Genomic DNA, 20,135 nt, shown 5'->3' on the forward strand with positions numbered 1-20,135 from the left:
GGGCGAACTCGATTTTAACCTATTAGTGTGTACTGCCGTTTTCAATAATTTATGTTTTGATAATGAAGCGATAAAGAAATTACTGATTTTAATAGTTGTTTTAAATTTATAAATTATAAAACATGTAATTTTAATTTGTTTTTTCTAAATTAAATTCGATGTCCTGAATCGAAACATAAAAGTGTTCTTTGTTTCCAATACTTTTTAAACATGCGTAATCGAAGGGTGGGTATAGACCATAAGTCGTCTCATATTGGCTGAGAAATATTTTAAAAATTAATTCATGTTCTTTCGAAATTGGTATTTTTGTTTTATTATCAATCAAAATGAGGTTGTTTTTTGGTTTACATATAATTTGATAATTAGCTCTGGCGTCTGGGTTTGTAACTCTTAATGCTTTAAAAAAGCCATAACTATTCAAATAATTATTGGGACCTAAAAGTTCTCTTTCTACAAGAAACTCCCAATTTACCTGTAGCCATTTATCAATAAAATCACCATCATCATCCCAATCATGATTTTCCATCAAATTGTCTAGAGAGGGCCATGCAGCAATTAAAAATTGTCTAAAGTGCTCGATTTGTTGATTTACAATAGTCATGAAATACTCTTTTAATCTTGTTGGTAAGCCATGCGTTTTTTAGGCAAACCACTTTCATAATTTTCTAATCGCATTACATCTACATGGTTGATTTCTCGATAACGTCCATTGCTTTGAGGATCGATATGATATTCACGATTATTTATCGAATTTATATATCTTCCTTTACCATTCATTGGATCTGTACCTTTAGGAATATAGCCTTTTTTTACAAACATGTCATGTAGTTCTTGTGCCGTCTTATTTTTAAAGGGACTTGCATAAGTCCAGATACGATCATCAGCTGCACTTTTGGTACTTGAAGAAGCTTCCGATACTTTGATAGCAGTTGTTGCACCTTGGTTAGAAGACATTCCTGTCTTAGAAACGCTTTTTACTTCTTGTTTCATCAAGCATTTTGCCATTTTGGCTTCAAGAGGCGCTAGTCTACTAAGTCTTGCACAATAAGTAACAGCCTTGACAGTTCCAGTAACAGCTACAGCCAAACTTGCTAATTCTAAGCCAAGTAAACTTGTATCTCGTGCTGCTTGATAAGTGGCATTTTTTGCATCAATACCCATGGTTTCTTGCACAAATCCATCGAGAGCAGCTATTTGAGTGTTTTGTGAGGTAATATGGGCTTGATAGATGAGTAGTTTTTCCTCCATAGAAACATCTAAATTGTCCATGCCAATAATTAAGAATAAAGAGTGAAAATCTTGGCAAGTATTAGCAACAAAATTAACGCAGCCATGTACAAAGCCAGCCACTGCAGACTCAAACCATTCCTGTTTTTGTACGTTAAGCCATGCATCATTACCGGCATTATCGCCAAACACAGGCGAGTATTCATTAGAGATACCATCAAAATAATTAGGATTGGTTGCCACATTGCAGCCATCGCGGTACGCTTCGCCGACGAAGCCATAGGCATCAAAGGCAGAAAGGGGACTGTGATGCAAGTAGGCATAGAGGTTGGGGCCATCGGCAAAACCGAGGGGATCAGTTGTTGTCCAGCGTCCGTTGCTTGGATCATAAAAGCGTCTGCCGAAGTAGACCCAGCCTGTTTCCGGATCGACCCGCTTGCTGGCAAAGCGCCATGGATTGCCCACTTCAGAGGTTTGAATGATAGCGCCTTGCGCATTGATTAGAGTTTCCTCACCAAACGTGGTATAGCGATAGGCTTCGCAAGGTTTGCCTGTAGTGGCATCAATGAGGCCAACGACATGGCCTTGATGGTCATGATTGGGCGCGAAGGCGCGTCCTTTGATTTCGATGGCAATGGCTGCGCCAAGCTCTGCTCCATGGCCTGTTCCAAGAATACGCAATTCTTGAATCTGGCCTTTCGCATCGACCATGCCGATTTCATTTTGCCCTTGGTAGAAGTAACGTTCTGAGAGTTTTTTTGACGTCTTACTGAGGCGGCGATTTAAGGAATCATAGCGATAGTCAAACGTTCCTTGAGGCGACTTAACTTGAATGAGGCGATTTAATGCATCGTACTTATAGGTGGTTGTTTGACCCCCTTGCTTCTTCTGAATCAAATTGCCATCGAGATCATATTTGTAAGAGCTATCCTGATCTTTTAAAAGCTGATTCAGGTGATCAAGGGTATAACTCTTTTGATCTTTAGAGAGGCGATTATCAATGGAATCGACTTGATAAAGATGTTTGCGATGTCCTTGTTCGCTTTGAAGCTGATTTAAAGGTGTATAGCCAAAGCGATAGTCTTGCTGTCCTAACAAATCATCTATGTGTTTCACACTCAAACGACCAATTTTGTCATAGCCATTATCGGGAATGGTTTGTGAATAGCCGGGTGTTTGAATCGTTCGCTGTCTTTTGGAAAGATCGTATTGGTAGTTTGCTTGACCAGCTTGTCCAATCAGTTGTGAATGCAGAAGGCTGCCAGCCTGATCGTAGGTTTCATAACTATGGTTATAAAGAGGAGTTCCCAGTTTAAGACGCGTCACGCTGCGCAAGTAAGCTGCGTCATACTGATAGTCGATAGTGGAACCATCTGGTAGCTGAATGACACTGATGCGTCCCGCACGATCATAGTGATAACCCACGCTAAGTCCATTGTCTAGATTTTCCTGAATCAATTGCCCAAGCTCATCATAGTGGCGCTTGGTCGCAGTTTTATTATTAAGATCGCGAACTTCGGTCACGAGGTGATTGCGGTTATAGCTATAGGCGTAAGAAAAGGAGCGATCGTTTGCACTAAAGTGGCTCAATCGTCCTTGAGAGTCATAGTTGTAAAGGATCTTGGTGCCGCTTGGCTTGATAGTTTGATCTTTTTGACCAAATGAATTGTACGTGGTTCGTGTAATGCGTTGCTGGGGAGTTCCAAGCGCTTCAATCATCGCTGTCTCTTGACCCATGACATTGTGATGCCAAGCATAGCAGTATTGGCTTTTAACAGTTCCTTCAATGATGACATCTTCAACGACTTTTTTTAGGTTACCGGATGGATCAAAATAGCGTTGCTGATTGGATATCACGGCTCCAAATGCATCTTTACTTGTGACTGTGACAACTCGTCCCATGGCATCGTGAACGCTTTCTACGCTTTTTCCTAAGGCATCGGTTTGAGTGGTTTTTAAAACCAGTTGACCCCATGCATTGCGATGGGCATAGTCATAGGCAATATAAGACTTATTTCCCTCTGCATCGGTAAAAGTAATTGGCTTACGATCGCTATTATATTCAGTATGGGTGATGCTCGGGCCAGCTTCTGTCATTTGTGCAACAGTGATGCGATTACCGAGGCTGTCATATTCATAAGAGGTGTGCTGTAAAACGGCTCCATTGCCATCGGATAGCTTTTCTTCTATCACGTGGCCGAGCAGATCATAGGTAAATTGTTGAATGGACTTGTCTGTTTGATTCTCGCCAAACCAGATTGTGACTGTTGAAAGACGGCTTAAAGAATCATAGGCTAATTCTTTGCATTGATTTCCTTTCATTTCTGATATGAGTCGACCGGCCCCATCGTAGCGATAATGAGTAGTCAATCCTTCCGGATCGGTTGAGGAAACAAGGCGGAATCCTTCATAGTGCTTAGACTGCGAACTGAGAAGCTTGCTATCAGCCCAAACCTCTTCAACTACAATACGCCCTAGAAAATCTCTTTGATAACGAGTTTCTGTGCCATTGACAGCAATAGATTTGGCAAGGGTGCCATCTAAATTGTATTCAAATCGTTCTTTTGTGCCGTCGGGATGTAACACGCAAACTGGTTTACCGCGTGCATTGTAGCTCGTTGTTGTAGTCTCCCCATTGGCATTGGTGGAGCTGACAGGACGATTAAATGCATCATAGGTTGTTTGTGTGGAGGGAGAGATAACTTGTCCTTCTCCATTGAGAACGGGAGGAAAAATGGTCTGAACCAAGCGATTGAGCTCGTCGTATACATACAGCGTTTCTTGGCCGTAGCGGTCAATGGTTGCGACGCGATTGCCGATGTAATCGTAGCGGTGAGAAATCGCAAACGAAGCTCCATCATCGTGAATTTCATCAGAACGAACCAGGCGATTGGAGTAATCATACGTATGATGCGTGCTAAAGTCTTGAAGGGGATTTTTTTCCTTGATGAGGTTGTCGTTGACGTCATACTCTTTTATGATGACGTGTCCCATCGCATTTGTTTGAGAAATCACATTTCCGTGGCTATCATATTCCCATGCTAAAGAATAGCGATACTGTCCTTCATTGTCATAGTGATCTTGGCGAGACAAGTACCCTTGAGGCGTATAGTCGCAAATCACGCGCTTGAGCAGTTGTTCTTGCCCTGTATGAGCATTCAAGTACATCTCATCTATACGTTCTGGCAGCCCAAATGGTGCTTGGGTTCTTGGAGTCATATAGGTGATATGCCGCTCAGTTACACCAGATAAATCATTGCGGTCAAAGCCTTTGCCATCGTCCTTAATGATTTTGACAAGGGTAGTGTTATCGTCATAGTCATAAAAACGTCTAAAAGCGATTTGGCCATTATTCGTGACATACTGGGCTGCCAAAAGGTTTGTCTCTGGAATATAGCTATAAAGTTTCCCTTTGCCATTGTCTTCTTGTTCAATGACAGGAAGGTTGAATTGATCGTCGCTATAGGCAAAGGTCTTTGAATAGGCCTCTACTCCATTCTCTTGCACGTTTCTGTGATAGGTTAAAAGAAGTGGAGAATGACAGGTGCCTGTTAAGTTTCCATATAACCGCTCTTGGAGCACATTGCCCTTCTTGTCGTAGGTGAACAGACGAGCTGAGTCAATGTATCCAGTGGCATCTTGTTTATAAGTCCCTTTTAAATTGCCTTTTCCAGACACTTTTAATACGTGAGATTTCAAGCAGGCTTTCACCAGCGTTGGAAAATCTGCGACAGGCGGTTTTTCAAGCGGTTCCAACTGATCGAGCAGCGTTTGCATCGATTTATGAGGTGGTAAATGCCCTTTTGTGACAGGAATCGTTGTAGGTTTCGGTTCATCCTGAGGAGCGGGTTTAACCTCTTCCGCTAATTCATTTAAATTGGGTGGGGGAGGGGCATGGCCGCGATCTAAAACGCTGGTGTCAGGTTTTTTGGGTTTGTCATACAGATGGGGAAAGATGTGCTTTAAAATGTGATGGCACGTTTGCAGCATCCAATGATTGTCTGAGTGAATATAGTGATCATCCCAAATGTAATGAGTTGTGTGATAGATTTGATCGGAAACAAATGTTCTTACTTCGGTTAAAAGAAGATCTTCGTTGTAGGCATAGACCGTTTTGCGCCCATAGGCATCGAATACGTCTGTCTCCCCACTACGATTTTCGCCGCTAGCCGTCTGAGGGTTCTTATGATAAACGAAGCGATGGGTGGTAATCGGCGTCTCATCTGTTCCGACTGGCGCCTTTTGGGATTTGACTCGATCATGACTGTCATAGCTCGTTTTCAGGAAGCGTCCATTAGGCCCTCGCTTGCATAGCAGCTTAAAATTAGCAGGACTCGTTGTTAGCTTTTTTGGGGGTTCACGATCGTACTCATATTCCTCATGAGGTTTATGACTGTAATCGACGCGCTTCAGATAATAACGTCTGGTCTGTGGAGGGGCAGGCTGTGGCTTGGGGGCATTGCCGACTTCAGGAGCATTTGGATCGACCTCTTTGCCAAGATCTTCCATCGGATCATCTTTACGAGGCTCTTGGCCATGCTGATAGCACGTGAAATGGTAAACAGCGGACTTGCCATCGCTTGCTTCGACTTCAAGTCTTTCTTTTTGAGGGGAACTCCACTTCAACCAGTTATATTCAAGAGATTGTGCTGGATTGAGCGTGTGGATGCGATTCTCCTTATAAAGGATATAATTACCATTGGCTTTACGCTCAAATTCCGCTTTTAAGTGTCCTTTGATGTAAGACTTGCTTTTTTTTGTGCGGAAGTAAGTCAAATGTCCGGCACCCGAAAGGGAAGTGGCATGAGAGGCATCGTCATCTAATTCTAAGGCAATATTATGTAGATTGGTCCTTCCGCTAAGTTCATTGCGGCAATTATTCAAGCCTGGAGTCGGGGTGAGTTCAAACGATAAAACGGGTCCACTTGAATGAACGTAATGGAGCGTTTTTACACCCGTAACTTGAGCAAAGTGCGCATGGACCTTGTTTGAATGCTCATGTTTTGGATTGTGCCGATCAACGTAGACGGTTGGCGGTTGAATAAAGTTCCAATGATAGGCCAAATGATCGTTCTTTAGATGTTCTTTGGAATAGCAGCGTTGAAAAACGAGAGGTTCGGGTCCGGCTACCGTAAAATCTGATACTGAAACTAGCCAGTCGCCTGTAATGACTGACACAGATTGATTCGTCACAGTCGGGAGAGACGTTGCAAGCTCAATTTGTGGAGAGATGAAAGGATCGATAGGAGATTCATCCTCTTCAGCGAAACAGACGAGACTCCATAGACAAAAAAAACAGGTCATCCAACGGCAAAACATTTTAATCTCTCACTAGGCTTTTGTGATTAGCATTTATCTTTTTAAAAACTTTATCTGGCTTGGTTTTTAAAGTTTTTAGAATTTCTATCAAAATAGCGGAAAAACTTCAATTAGAAAGTCTTAATGTGATTTTAACATAGCGTTAAACATGCCTTTAACATTCTCATGTAAAGTATCTGTCGACTTTAGAATTTTTATATGAAAAAGATAAAAAACTCTGAAATCGGAAGCGTAAAAATGAATTTACAGGTATAAATCACTGTGAGAATGAAATTTTTCTTATGAAATTGGCTGTTTTGAATCAAGCTAAAGCCATCTGCACATAGTTCACAGTCAAATCAGAGCGAAATTAACACCGTTAAGATTAATCCTATTCAAACTGTCTATAAACAATCATTCTTCACGCACCTGAAATGTTAAAAGTCCAAGCCGAAAACAGAACTGATCATGAGGATAAAAATGGAAGAAATAGTGGAAGAAAAAATCTCACCAGAGCTATCCAAGCTAGGGAATTATGCTCTTCGAGTGGGAGAAGACCTTTATACGAGAATCAATAAATATATTCATGTTGTAAAATCTTTAGAAGATAAAAAAATTACTAAACAAAACTGGATAAGAGAAGCTGTTAAGGAAAAATTGGAGAAAGAGAAAGATGTTTCTCCTGGCTCAATTTCACGCGAAAGAGTCCTTACTTTTAAGTTAGAGTACCCTTTAATCAAAGCAATTGAAGGGCAGGTCGAAATTACTAAGAAATTTCGCTATAGCTATTCAAAAAAGAAATGGTTTGAAGAGGCTTTCTATGAAAAGTTGGAAAGGGATGAGCATAAAGCCAAGACATTGCTTGAAAAATTAGTTGAAAGTCAAAAAAGCAAAGTATAGTCATCCAATGATGATTCAAAGCACAATCGACGCTATAGAGTGTGCTTTATTCTTGTGATAGGTTGTATGTATACATTATGGATGAGGCGTAATAGCAATAATATATAAGAATTCTCTTTCGGGGCCATAACACCAAAACACGCGGTAAGCTCCAGCTGTTTTATTTTGCGCATAAGATTCAAAAACTTCAGCCCCAAATGGAGATGAAAAATGGTTTCTGCTGAAATTTCCACTAGCGGTTCTAAAATTATTTTGTTTCCTTCTTGATAAGCTCTGTACGAACTTATCTCTAGATCTTTAGGTAGAAGAGGTATATCAGCCACATTTTTGAATTTAGCATCTATTTTAAAGCGTTTATCACGTCACTAGCATCAAATACTTTGACATTGGAGCTTAGTGATAAAGAATGGGGTTTTTCTGGTACAAATAAACCATAAAATGTTTGATGGTAAGTTCCCTTACCTAAAGCAGAAAGCCCTTTCGCTTTTAATTCTTCTATCGTTTTGTATATCCAATTTGTATTAGGAGGGTTGATAACCCATTTTGCTTCCCCGATGAATAATGCCTTTTTATCCATAGATTCCGATAGTATGTCCCACTCAGGATTACTTTTATGCCAGTATCGATTTGCAGTACCGAAGATTAATTCATGTTCGAATTGTTGGGATAAAATGGGAGCAGCCAATCGACATAAGTCTTCCCAACAAAGAGAAAATATCCTTTGAATTGAATCGTGGAGATATTTAATACGTTGGCTATCATTAGCTTTAGTAAGAAAGCTTCTTTGAGAAGCTACTAATTCGAACCAAAAACGCATAAAAGGATCGCTAATCTTATAGAGTGTACGCTTAGAATTGTATTCTTCGGCACCAAAAGGAATTTCGCGTTCAATGAGATCTAGCTCTATAAGTCGTTGTATTGAACGATTTAAAGACGTAGCTTGTTGCCCGACTTTTGTGGCAATTTCAGAAAGCCGATGAGCTCCTAATCCAATCGCATCTAAAATAGGTCTTAATGAGCTTGCAGATTCTTCAAGAAGCAGGTGGTTAGGCTCATCATTTAAAGCTCCTAGTGGATCTAGAACAAGATGATTAACTTGTTCGAGCAAACTTGCTTTTTGATTCGCTGCTAATTCCCAATAGCGAGGGACTCCTCCCCATACAGAGTAAGCTTCAACAATATCCCTAGAGTTTTGGATATCTAAAGCTTCTTGCATGTATCCAATAGGAATTGGACCTAATTTAATAATTTCCTTAGCTCTTCCGAATAAAGGTGCTGAAGCATCTAATATAGCTCCTTGCATCATGCGTTGACTTGATCCACTCAAAGCAATTACCATTTTAGATTTCTTGGCGTCATGATCAATAAATCGCTGTAAAATACTAGCAATTTCCGGGGAGGTGGATATCAAATAGGGGAGTTCATCAATTATTAGTGGACCTTTCCAGCCAATATAAGAAGCATCAATTGCTAATCTCGTAAATAAAGAGTGCCAATCATTGTATTCGACAGAGGCAAAATTAGGTAAAACTTCTTGAAGAGCTAATGCAAAGTATTTTCTTTGCAATGTAGGTGAAGATTCATCTGCCATATAATAAATAGGCTTATGGGGATGAGCCCATTCTAGTAGGAGACGGGTTTTTCCTAGACGCCTTCTCCCTATCACTACTGCCATTCCAGAGTCGTCTTTGTCTATCAAATGATTCAAACGCGACAATTCTTTTTTTCGATCGATAAATTTCATAATTTCCACCTCGTAAATTATTATGCAAAAAAACATAATGTTTACAAGCATTATGTTTTTTTTCCTATATAGGGATAATTTCAGAGGTTTAAATATTGAAACATAATCCATTCCTCATGTTTTTTCTTCTCGGAAATGGGAATAGTCTCAATTTCCTCAAACAAAGAAAATAGAACAAAAGTTTTGCTCTGGAAACAAAAAGATCGAAAAGTTTTTTGAACATCTTAAAGATATTAACGTCTAGGCCAAATGATAATTTAAGGCTTGCCTATATAAATAATTGCTGGGAGGCTTTTTGGAGTTTGGGTTGCTAACCATGCTGAAATGCGATGATTGCCTTCATAAAGTTTATACCTTTTACTGTTGGCATTCGATGTTTTATCCATCCATAAAACGATACCCTTTAATTCAGCAACTTCAAACTGTTCTTTACTTGGATAAAGCACCTCAACATTTTGGATAACCCAATCCAATTTAAGATTAGTAACTTCAACTCTCTTCCATCTTGCATTTTCTCTCTCAGACTGCCAAAGACTCCATTTTCCTCTTACATTCTCAAAAGTTGACAGGATTAATTGTTTATTGGGATTTGGGTTTTCAGGATCAAGGTCACATCTATTGGGAAAATTTGGGCGGATGAATTTTGAAAACTGGCATTCTGTTGCCCACTCGCTGTAAAGCCAAGTTTGTTTGATTTCAAAGGTTGAATCTAATTTTGTTATGTTAGAATCTGAAGGATATTTGGAAAATATGCCTTTAGTTGAATCCTTTGTTTTGGCGCATACAGAAGAGCTATTTTGTTTAAGCCTGACTATTTCTCTATTTTCATTATCAAATCTGTTTGTGGCTAAAGTGGTTGGATTCATAACGTTTCCTAATTCAATTATTTTTATTTATAAACTTTTATTGTTAGCAATCGATAGCATTTATTTTTGTGGAACCTTCAAATCTACTCTATTCTTTGAAAAAAGTCAGAAATAAGATGCTATAAAAAGAGTTGAATTCTGGCTTTCCTAATATGAATTTAAAAAATATTTTAGCTTTCAAAATGAAAGATTTCACGATTATTTCAAAATTATTAGAATTTGTGAAATATTGGTAGTCCTAAAGATGTAATGCTGAGAAGAGATTCTGAAAAGTTTATGCATACCAACTTATTCTCCTCAGTATATACCTGTTAGGTATTACCACTTTCTGTGTGATATTCATAGCCTTTGCTTAGTCTTCGATATTTCACTCATAGTCATTGATGGTTAAATGTTTGAGAAAACAACCAATCTTCACAGCATTTTTTAAAACGACAAAAGGCAGTTAGTAAAGATCTTTGACTTAGCCCGGTAACTTGCACCATAAAGACTGGCTTGCTTGTCTGCCCCGAATAGCTTATAAAATCAAAAACCGTTAGCCTGAAAGATCACATCCCTTTCGGAAAAATCTTCAAAGAGCATCTAGGTAATCAGGTTAATTTTTAAAGCAACTGCTAGATGCCCTCTCAGACTAACGGTTAGTACTAAGCTGGCGCGTCCTGTCCAACGATGTCAGGATCTGATGAAACACCAGTCCGCTGGACTGATGGTGGGATAACAATTTCCTGATCGAAGAGCTTACCTAAATGGCTTTCTACATTAAGAAATTTCGCATTATCTTTGATTTGTGCTTCAATTTTGCCTAAAGCTTCGTCGATCAGGCCCATCTTCCACTGAGCCTTTTCTCTAGGCATATCAGCCACATTTTTGATTCCCTCACGCTTTGCTTTTAATGACACTTTTTCTAATAAATCTCGTTTGACCAATTCTTTCGTTTGTTAGGAAATTAAATTAGATTCTGAACCTTGAAAAGATTGTCTATCACATTCAATACAACGATAGTTTTGTTTGCCATGACGAATATGACTGTTATTCCTTAAGAGATCAGATTTTCATAAGTAATCCAATAAAGTTAGGGCTAACAATGCTAGTACAAATACAATTGCAATTTTTATAAAGTAAGCTTGATCGAATTTTACTTTCTCTTTTCGAGATCTATTCACGATTAGATTAATAAAAGTCGGAATAAGAATAGACACTAAGAGGGAAATTAAAATATTATTTAACATGACAATAAGAAGTTTCCTGTTTTTAAGAAGTAAAGGACTTTACAACTTGAAATAATTTCTTATAAACTGCTGATCTTTCTTCGCTTTTAAAACACCACTTCAAGCAACTAAGCCTATTTTTACAAGGAAACAATGTATTTATACCAATTTATTCGCAATTTCAGGTATAAACGAGTATAAACAGGAATAAATGCATGGATCGTATCAAAAACCCTTTCTCCCCTGGTGCTGGTGCGCCGCCTCCTGAATTGGTTGGCAGAGACCCAATTCTTGAAGAAGCTGCTATTCTTTTAGGGCGAATCAAACTAAAGCGACCTGAAAAAAGCATGCTACTTACAGGACTTCGGGGCGTAGGAAAAACCGTTTTGCTAAATGAAATTGAACACAAAGCAAGGGAAGAAGGCTATCGAACAATTTTAATCGAAGCTCATGAAGGTAAAACATTGGGAGCATTAATTGCGCCTCATCTTTGGAAGTTGCTTTTTGAATTGGATCGAATTGCTGGTCTTGGTAATAAAGTTAAACGTGGCTTATCTGTCTTACGCAGCTTTATTTCAGCTCTTAACGTAACGGTTAATGATGTCACGATTGGTTTAGATATTGAACCTGAAAGAGGGGCAGCGGATAGTGGAGATTTGGAAATCGACCTTCCTAATCTTTTTGTAGCTCTTGCGGAGGCTGCTGAGGACCGTAAAAGTGCCATTGCAATTTTTATCGATGAAATTCAATATTTCTCTCAAAAAGAGCTCGGCGCGTTAATCATGGCGATGCACAAAATCCAGCAACGTCAACTTCCTTTAGTCCTATTAGGAACCGGCTTACCAATTTTACCGGGATTAGCAGGAGACTCCAAATCGTATGCAGAAAGACTTTTCAACTTTCCCAATATTGGAGCATTATCAGAAACTGATGCCGCCAAAGCTCTAAATGACCCTGCTCAAGTCGAAGGGGTAGTTTTTGAACCTGATGCGTTAGCTGAAATCTATAGAATGACAAAAGGGTATCCCTACTTTCTTCAAGAGTGGGGTTATCAATCTTGGAATCATGCTAAAGCAAGTCCAATTACTCTAAAAGTCATTCAAGAAGCCACAAGTATGGTCATTCAACGCCTGGATAAGAATTTCTTCCGAGTTAGATTTGATCGTCTAATTCCTAGTGAAAAGAATTTCTTAAGAGCAATGGCTGAGTTAGGCCCAGGCTCTCATAGAAGTGGAGATATTGCGGACATATTGAATTTCAAAATAACGAGTCTCGCTCCTGTTAGGTCAAAACTAATCAAAAAGGGAATGATCTATAGCCCTGCTCATGGAGAACTATCTTTTACAGTTCCTCTTTTCGATGAATTCATGGTTAGAGCGATCCCGAATTTTAAATAGAGACATCAGTCGGTTTTACGAATTCTGAGATGCCACTAAATTCATTGGTAGTATCTTAGAAAATCATTCTCTCAACATTTGATTAGTTATCCTGCTCTCGTGTCAGCTACTGTGAGATGCTTTGACATTGCTTGGATAGGGCGCATTCGTAATGCGAAGGTCGTCGGTTCGACTCCGGCTTTGGGCAATTCATTTTTAATTGTTGAGAGGTATGCCAAAAAGCGATTCATTTGGCACTTCACTTTTGGACCAATCGGCTAAGCCACTGCCGTGGACCAAATGAGGAAAGCAACCAGCAACAATCTACAACAAGTCTCATTAACAGTTCAGTAGTTGACCCAATTTTTACCATTAAAAATAGGGTCGTTAGAGTGAAAGATCTCGAAGCACTCAAAAAGAGCTTGCCTGCGGGCATTGATATTCGAATTACAAGTAAAAATGTTGTAAAATTCCGAATCAACTTGTTTGTTCTTTAAAACTTCAGCTGTCATTTTTTCCTTTTTATCTTCCTAGGGCAGCTATGCGAGTGTTGGAATGAGATTCACCAATCCATGTACTACCGCGCTCAGCTTGTGATTTTGCTGGGCTAATCATGATACTTACGTCTTGTCCTAGTTCGTTTAGAAAACGAATCAGGCGCTCTAAAGAAAAACTTCTTAATCTACCACGAATCAAAGCGGAGATTTTGGGTTGGTCGATCCCTAAAATTTCAGCTGCATGCTTTTGTGTGAGTTTTTTCTTCTTAATAAGCTTTGCAATTTGACGAGCAAGCTCGGATTTTGCTAAAGCTTCTTCAGGATTTTCAATACCTAAATCCGCAAACACGTTTCCGGAGCTTTCTTCGTATACGATCTTTTTTTTCATAACTACTTTTCTCCTTTTAATTCTTTGCAGAGAGCTTCTGCATCTTTTAAACGGCGTTTAACTAAATCAATTTCTTGTTTTGGCGTTGATATGCCACTTTTGGATTTTTTCTGAAAGGCATGCAGTACAAAAATGAATTCAGCCATTTCAACCGTATAAATCACGCGGTAGGTTCCCGATCTGTCGTTTTCACGAAGCTCGATAACTTTAGCATTACCTAACCCGCTAAGAGTTTTTGCATGGTTGTGCCTATCGCCCATTTGCGCAAGATATAAACCATGTCCCACTTCATCTTGAACTTCATCGGGAAATTGCTTGAGGTCTTCGCGGCTCGATCCAATCCAGAAAAGTCGTTTCATTAACTGTCCTATGTCTCTTTCTAATCCTATTATGCTTAAATGAGCATATATTGCGCAAGAGGAAAGGATGGAATTCCCTGGACCAACGGTGGACCAAATAGGGGCGACAAACCAATTGAAATTGCATTAAATGGCGATAGATTATTAAGAAAAGATGGGTTATCCTGCTCTCGTGTCAGCTACTGTGAGATACTTTGACATTGCTTGGATAGGGCGCATTCGTAATGCGAAGGTCGTCGGTTTGAATCCGGCTTTGGGCAACACATAAAACATTTTAGATCAAGATCTTGCATGATTTTCTTTTGCTAAAAGAATCGTGCACTTTTCTCACTTGGCACACCCTACGTTAGGTTAAGCGACTTTTTTCTTTCAAATTGAAACGATGGAAGACGTGTTTACTATACCTATATCCCAGAAAAAAAGATTTTATTGCTATTAATATTCTCACGTCAAGATTTGATGGTTGTTACCTTAGGGAGTCCTTCGATTTTAATTCTTCTACTGTTTTGTATATCCAATTTCTATGTCGTCTTTGTCTATCAAATGATTCAAGCGCGATAATTTTTTTTCCGACCGATAAATTTCTCTGGATGGTTCTTCTTTTAAAGAAAGCTATGAGGCATTAAAGGAATGAACTTATTCAAGATTGAGCTAAAAGCATACAATTTGTATTGGCTTACCTTTTGTCAACTCAATGTAGTTATTGATTAACTTCTTTATAGAAAAAATCAATTTATATTGAATGTATTTAGTAGATTCTGCTAAAAAATTGAAATTTTAGCAAATAAATTTATAAAAATATTAATTAACAACTTTTAGTGACTGGAATAACGACTATGCAAGGACCTGGGTATATAGATATTATTTTACTTTTTGCATTTACATTATTTAACGCATTTTTACTGAATAGATGGATTATTAGTTATTTGTCTGCATTTGGATTTAAAATTACAAAACAACAAACGATAAGTACAACATGGATACTTTTTGCAATTCTAACAAACTTAATTCTTTTTTCTTCTCTAGTTTACTTACTGTTTTTTCGATATCTGCCATAACTCCCTCTCCAGCTTATGCGTTTGAAGTAAACCCTGGTAATATTAACTTTGCGATTAAGATAGAGAAGCTTGTAGAAAAATTCAAAAAATACAAAGACAGGTTGGACTCTGAAAAAGCTATTGAGACAATGTTAGAGCTAAGAAAAGAAGTCGAGAGCTATACAGGAAAGAAAATCGACTTAAAGAGTGATAAAAAAACCGTTAGTCCGAACATTATTCCTTTCAGAATGATCTCAAACTAACGGTTAAGCGCTCAGACCTATTCAATCTGATCTGGCGCGGACGATACAACTGTTTGACGCACCGGAGTAGAAACAACTTCCTGCTCAAAGAGCTTGCCTAAATGGCTCTCTACATTGAGAACTTTCGCATTGGCCTCGAGTTGCTTATCAATTTTGCCCACAGTCTCCTCGATCATCGCCAATCTCCACTGAGCAACGTCTGTAGGTATGTTGCCATCAGCCTTGATGGCTGCACGCAGCTCTTCGAGCTTACTTTTTTTGTCCTTCAACTCTCTTTGAATATCTTGCATTTGACCCAAGTTAGCAAATAAGTCCTGATGCTCTTTAAGAGCCCCTACCCTAGCCTCTGCATAAGCCGTCTCGAGCTCTACAAGCTTGCCTTCAGGATTAGGGCTTCCAATTTGTCGGCGAAGAGCGTTTTGTTTGACCTCTACACCATCGATCAAGGCATTGATTGCAGCGGCATCAGAAGGAGTCTCTAAACTTACACCCAACTTATTCTTGATAGAGTTAATCAGGTTTTTGTCTTCAGGCTTTAATTCACGGCCTGCTCTTAAATCTTCTTTCATCTGCTTCAAAGATTCTTGCGTGTCATGATTGACAGTAAACTCTTCGACAAGGGGCTTAATTTTAACATGCTGCTGTCTTAGCGAGAGATACTCCTGCATCTTTTCAGAAAGAGGCAGGCCTTTTGGGTCAACCTTTCCAGACAGGATATTGTCGACTTGCGTATTGAAATTCTTTTTATTCTTCACAATCCATTTTAAGAGATCATCTTTGACTAGCTGGTCTTTTAATGTACTGAATTGATCGTTTAAATGACGTGTACGATCGGCTTGATCGTCGATATATCTCTTAGTGTCTATCTTTTGTTTTTTGAGGCGATCAAGGATAGGTACATCGGTGAATTGAATGTTTGCTCTGAGTAAGCGAGTCTGCTTTGACAAAGCATGTCCCTCTTCTACTTCGCCTTCCTTAGCTGATCTCAGTCTCACTTGTCCTCTTTCATCGATGTCGCGACCAAAAGTTGTCTTTCCAGAGGTACGTGGTGTGAAATCAATGCCGTTCTCACTCTTAATGCTTCTTATACCTGTTATCGCCTTGGTTTTAGGATCGCGCGCCAGGGAAATGTTAAAGACTCCTTGTTCCAAAGAGCCATTGGGCAAATTGTCGGCTGTGGCTTGCTGCTTAACTGACTTGGCAACGTTATAGATCGCCAAAAGAGCCTCTTTTTCATTGGCAGCGTTGCTATAAAAGACGCGGTTTAAAGTCATGGTCATGACTTCGTCATTGTCTCCCTTCAATTCAATCGTATAGTCGACGCTGACCTTATAGAGCAAGACCCCCTTATCGTTTACTGCAGTTTCTACCTTAAAGGTTGCATCATCGCTACGCAGTTCTTGATCCAAGCTCGATTTAACCTTAACGGTTGCATTCTCAAAGCCTGGTGTCTGCTTGGCTAAAGCAATCGCGTTTCTTAAAATTTTTTGTGGAGGTACCTTTACATCACTATCAATATCATTTCGCTGGCCAATATCATTAACTTCGCCTTCACCTACTTTCAAAGGCACCGCATTCGCCTGTCTTAAGCCCAATTCAACCCGACCTGGATTCACTTCATCCAGATTTCGTTCTTGAACTCGCTCTCCTCCACCTTCCAGGCGTTCATTGCCTTCAGGCTGTGGATTTTCACCTTCGAGTCGATTTTCTGCTCCTTTCAGTGGATTTTGAGGGGTAGTAATCGTTTGGAGGTCATCCTGATCAATTGCGTCTTCAATGTCTTCGTCATCACTGCAAACGGAGCTTGTATCATCAATATCATCAAAATTGCCTAGATTATCATCTGTACCATCTAAAAGTATTGTATCATCTAAAAGTACTTCGGGGCCTATACTTTTCGTTTTGGATAAAGTTGTGTTTTCACTCGGCTTTGTAACTGTTCTATCAGTTAAGAGTATTGAACTACTCGTGGGCGGTGATTCTTGAAAGACTTCTATCGAAACATGTTTTACTTTAGCATCGCGTTCGTTAATTATAATCGTATGGTCACTCTCTACTCTGTTTTGCGTCGAGAGATCGACTGGCTGTAGCTCATTCTGAGCTACTTCTTCTATTATGAAGGATTGTGGGTTCAAATGTGGATTCATGCCTAAAGACATAATTCCCCCTTTTCAACTATAAAAATTAGTAGTATTATTAGTTGATAATTTAATTATATATTAACAACCATGTCGGATACAAACGAAAAGTTATTGAATTGATAAAAAAAATTTTGATGTTTTAATGAAATAAAGGGTAAAATGAACTTTAGAGGGGATCGAGACTTGTTTTAACCTCGCAAGAGCTTGTCAAAAATGTGATTAATTTTTATTATTTCATTAACTTTTGATAAAGTTAACTAAATAAAGGTAAATATGATGAGTATCAATGGTCCTGTTCATGTTCCATCGCAGCCAAATTGGCCAACAAACCCAAGTCATGTAAATACGACAATCTCTGGTAAAGAGAATTTATTTCCTAAAGCAATTTTAGAGAGCGGTAAATCTCATACTTCTTCTTCTTTAACAACGAAAAAAGTAGAGAAAGAAGTTGTGGAAACTATGCTTGAGAGGACTGATGATTACAAATCTTCTTTTTTTAAAGTCAAACGAACACAAAAAAATCTCGAGGCAGTTAAAACTCAAATTTCTGAGTGCTTACAAAAATTGAATGGGAACCTGACTGATATAAAAATAGAGATGAATATTAGGTTTCGTTTGGTTGAATATATTTTAAAAAGATCATTATTTTGTTCCGAGTCAGGAAGGCAAACGTGTTTAGAAGATGCTCTTAATCAGATCAACTATATGCAGCAAGTCGCTTACTTCAGTTGTTTTACACAAATGGCAACCTATCTATTAAAGGTTCTTGATGGTGTTAGCTGTTTAGATATGAATGTGGTTAGAGATACTTTATTAAATCTAAGAAGAGCTGATATTCTCTCTTCCAATGGTTCAAAGGAATTAACAGAAGTTGTGACTTTCTTTGAAACACGCTGGAAAGAGCTGAAAGAAGAAGGCAAACTAGATAAAGAAACGTATAAGCTCTTAAATGAGCAGCTAAAGCAAATTTTGACTGAAGACCCCTTCAGGGATGAATTCATTAAGAATCCCGAGCTCTTCAAAAAAGTTAAAGATGCGCCTGAAGCTTTATTAAAAAAATACCCCCATCTTGCCTCTGCAAGTGATTTTCTTTCTAGATATCCAACTGCCGGATGGATTGAACTACCCAATCAGACATTTAATACTGAAAATTTGAAGCTTTGTATTAACAAAGCTAGAACAAGTCCGCTTGCGAGAACTCTCGTTTTAGAGTCGGCTGATGCAATCATAACACCATCTCATGCTTATCTAATCAAAAACCTTATTGTTGAGAAGCAGGATCTAACAGTTTTGTTAGGTAATGAAGACGATCTAATTACTTTAACAACTGCTTTTCATGAAGATAAAACAATAGCTTTTGATGAAAAGACTTTTCTTGCAGGCCGCACACAAATAAATAAAAGCGAAAGCGAATTTATTTTATTTGGTATCAATTCTCAAAGTCCAATTAGAAAAGTTCAACCACAATTAGAGGTTAAAAAAACGGATTCTTCTTTACAAAGCAAGCCAGTACAAAGTACTCCGTCTGTTTCAGTTCCTTTACAAGGCACTACTAGGTTGATCGATGGCCGTGTTTTTCTTATTCTAGATGGAAAAAATGGCGAAAAAGTTTTAGCTGTTAGAGATTATGAAGTTGAAGCTGTAAAAAAACTGAATCGTAAGTATGTAGATGAAAATGGCATTACTCAAGAATTTCATATTCTTGGTGTTGGTCCAGAATACTATGAAAAATTAGATATAATTGAAGGTAGGATTAAAGAAAAACATTCTTCAAGTATAGAGAGTATGCTTCAAAAACATTCTTCAAAAAAATAACCATACTGTTTTTACTCTTCATCTGGGTTCTATTTTGAATCCAGATGAAGTTGTAGTTGATATTCATATTAGCTTAATACAACTTAATAAAGTTGTGGTTTAAATTATAAAAAATATTTTATAATCTAATTAACATGTAGAACATATTCAAACCTGAAAATTTGAGGATTTATGCATGTCAATAATAACCAAATATCTTCTTCTTTTGATTTAGCAGTTGATAATCAACATGCGCATTCGAGCCCTCAAACAGGGGCTATAAACACCCGGCCAGCAGTTATTATAAATACTTTTACCAATGGTACAGATGTAGCGAAGTCCGCAAATTCAATAAATAGCCAATTTGCAAAACTGACACCCCAAACGCAATCTGAAAAATCCATAAAAGCTTCATCTATACATAAAAAACCAATTCAAAAAGAAGAAATAAAAGATGCAGTAATAGTTGAAGGTTCTGATAAAGAGTATTTATTGGATAAAATTAATTTGATCTTTTCTAATGGCCTTTCTCATGATAATTACTCTGCATTATGTGGTGACAAGGTTTTAAGAGCCGATTCTCCTGAACTGCTTGAAAAAGATCCAAGTGAGATTGATTCTAAATTACTCGTTTTAAAGCAACAAAATGGTGAGTTGGCGTTAGCTGTTACCCAAGACCAATTAAGTTTGCTTCGAAATAAAAATCTTACATATGTTGATGCAAATGGGCAAACAAGGCGCTATAGCTTTGTTGTTATCAATAATAGTACTCAAGATCGCTTACAGATTGCTTTAGATAAATTCCATCAAACTCATATAGCTCCACTTTTAAAACAGAAAGAGAGTGATTCAGCTGAAGAAAGAACTCCTTTTATTTCAACATGTCTTAAATCAGTCACAAAAATAACAACACAAGAAAAGATTGAAAGAAGGGATAATGAGTCAGTCGATCCAAAAGTTCAAGAGTTGGCAAGAAAAAATCGATCGTTTTTTTCCCACAACCAAGTCGATAATTGCCAAAAAAGTCGAAGCTGAGA

At 38.4% G+C, this 20,135-nt stretch carries 13 protein-coding genes; 5 read left to right on the top strand and 8 right to left on the bottom strand.

The genetic code is table 11. The features are described from left to right. Positions 1–130: 130 nt before the first annotated feature. Positions 131–601: a hypothetical protein gene (locus PNK_RS12345; RefSeq protein ID WP_059062483.1), complete on the bottom strand. Its 471-nt coding sequence runs from the start codon at positions 599–601 to the stop codon at positions 131–133. A gap of 11 nt (positions 602–612) precedes the next feature. Beyond that, complete coding sequence (locus PNK_RS12350) at positions 613–6,531, bottom strand: RHS repeat-associated core domain-containing protein (RefSeq protein ID WP_162264046.1); 5,919 nt, start codon at positions 6,529–6,531, stop codon at positions 613–615. A gap of 474 nt (positions 6,532–7,005) precedes the next feature. Here PNK_RS12350 and PNK_RS12355 point away from each other — a divergent pair, with 474 nt between their 5' ends. Further along, a complete protein-coding gene (locus PNK_RS12355) occupies positions 7,006–7,425 on the top strand; it encodes a hypothetical protein (RefSeq protein WP_059062486.1) in 420 nt (139 codons plus the stop codon). Between the two features lie 340 nt (positions 7,426–7,765). Here the strand turns inward: PNK_RS12355 and PNK_RS12365 are convergent, their stop codons facing one another. The 3 genes from PNK_RS12365 to PNK_RS12375 all read right to left on the bottom strand — a co-directional run bounded on the left by PNK_RS12365 (position 7,766) and on the right by PNK_RS12375 (position 10,898). Further along, positions 7,766–9,169 (bottom strand): ATP-binding protein, encoded by a 1,404-nt coding sequence (locus tag PNK_RS12365; RefSeq protein WP_059062490.1) that lies wholly within the window; start codon positions 9,167–9,169, stop codon positions 7,766–7,768. A gap of 257 nt (positions 9,170–9,426) precedes the next feature. Then, positions 9,427–10,035, bottom strand: coding sequence for a hypothetical protein (locus PNK_RS12370; RefSeq protein WP_059062491.1), 609 nt, complete (start codon positions 10,033–10,035; stop codon positions 9,427–9,429). Positions 10,036–10,679: 644 nt separating this feature from the next. After that, the gene (locus PNK_RS12375; protein WP_162264047.1) at positions 10,680–10,898 is read right to left on the bottom strand and encodes a hypothetical protein; all 219 of its coding nucleotides are present in this window, start codon (positions 10,896–10,898) and stop codon (positions 10,680–10,682) included. A 560-nt stretch (positions 10,899–11,458) separates the two neighbouring features. Between PNK_RS12375 and PNK_RS12380 the strand changes: the two genes are divergently transcribed. Continuing rightward, a complete protein-coding gene (locus tag PNK_RS12380) occupies positions 11,459–12,640 on the top strand; it encodes an AAA family ATPase (RefSeq protein WP_059062495.1) in 1,182 nt (393 codons plus the stop codon). A gap of 501 nt (positions 12,641–13,141) precedes the next feature. Here the strand turns inward: PNK_RS12380 and PNK_RS12385 are convergent. Together PNK_RS12385 and PNK_RS12390 are read right to left on the bottom strand one after the other, a co-directional pair. Next, positions 13,142–13,504 (bottom strand): helix-turn-helix domain-containing protein, encoded by a 363-nt coding sequence (locus tag PNK_RS12385; RefSeq protein WP_079992966.1) that lies wholly within the window; start codon positions 13,502–13,504, stop codon positions 13,142–13,144. A 2-nt stretch (positions 13,505–13,506) separates the two neighbouring features. Then, positions 13,507–13,863 (bottom strand): type II toxin-antitoxin system RelE/ParE family toxin, encoded by a 357-nt coding sequence (locus PNK_RS12390; RefSeq protein WP_059062497.1) that lies wholly within the window; start codon positions 13,861–13,863, stop codon positions 13,507–13,509. 976 nt (positions 13,864–14,839) lie between these two features. Here PNK_RS12390 and PNK_RS12395 point away from each other — a divergent pair. After that, entirely contained in the window at positions 14,840–15,163 is a 324-nt protein-coding gene (locus tag PNK_RS12395) for a hypothetical protein (RefSeq protein WP_059062499.1), read from the top strand. A gap of 17 nt (positions 15,164–15,180) precedes the next feature. Here PNK_RS12395 and PNK_RS12400 read toward each other — a convergent pair whose 3' ends face one another. Next, the gene (locus PNK_RS12400) at positions 15,181–17,322 is read right to left on the bottom strand and encodes a hypothetical protein (RefSeq protein WP_059062501.1); all 2,142 of its coding nucleotides are present in this window, start codon (positions 17,320–17,322) and stop codon (positions 15,181–15,183) included. 255 nt (positions 17,323–17,577) lie between these two features. Here PNK_RS12400 and PNK_RS12405 point away from each other — a divergent pair, with 255 nt between their 5' ends. Next, complete coding sequence (locus tag PNK_RS12405; RefSeq protein ID WP_158021831.1) at positions 17,578–19,119, top strand: hypothetical protein; 1,542 nt, start codon at positions 17,578–17,580, stop codon at positions 19,117–19,119. Between the two features lie 171 nt (positions 19,120–19,290). Beyond that, on the top strand, positions 19,291–20,133 hold the full coding sequence (locus PNK_RS12410) for a hypothetical protein (protein WP_059062505.1): 843 nt from the start codon (positions 19,291–19,293) through the stop codon (positions 20,131–20,133). The last annotated feature ends 2 nt before the right edge of the window (positions 20,134–20,135 follow it).

The organism is Candidatus Protochlamydia naegleriophila (assembly GCF_001499655.1).
Taxonomy (GTDB): domain Bacteria; phylum Chlamydiota; class Chlamydiia; order Chlamydiales; family Parachlamydiaceae; genus Protochlamydia; species Protochlamydia naegleriophila.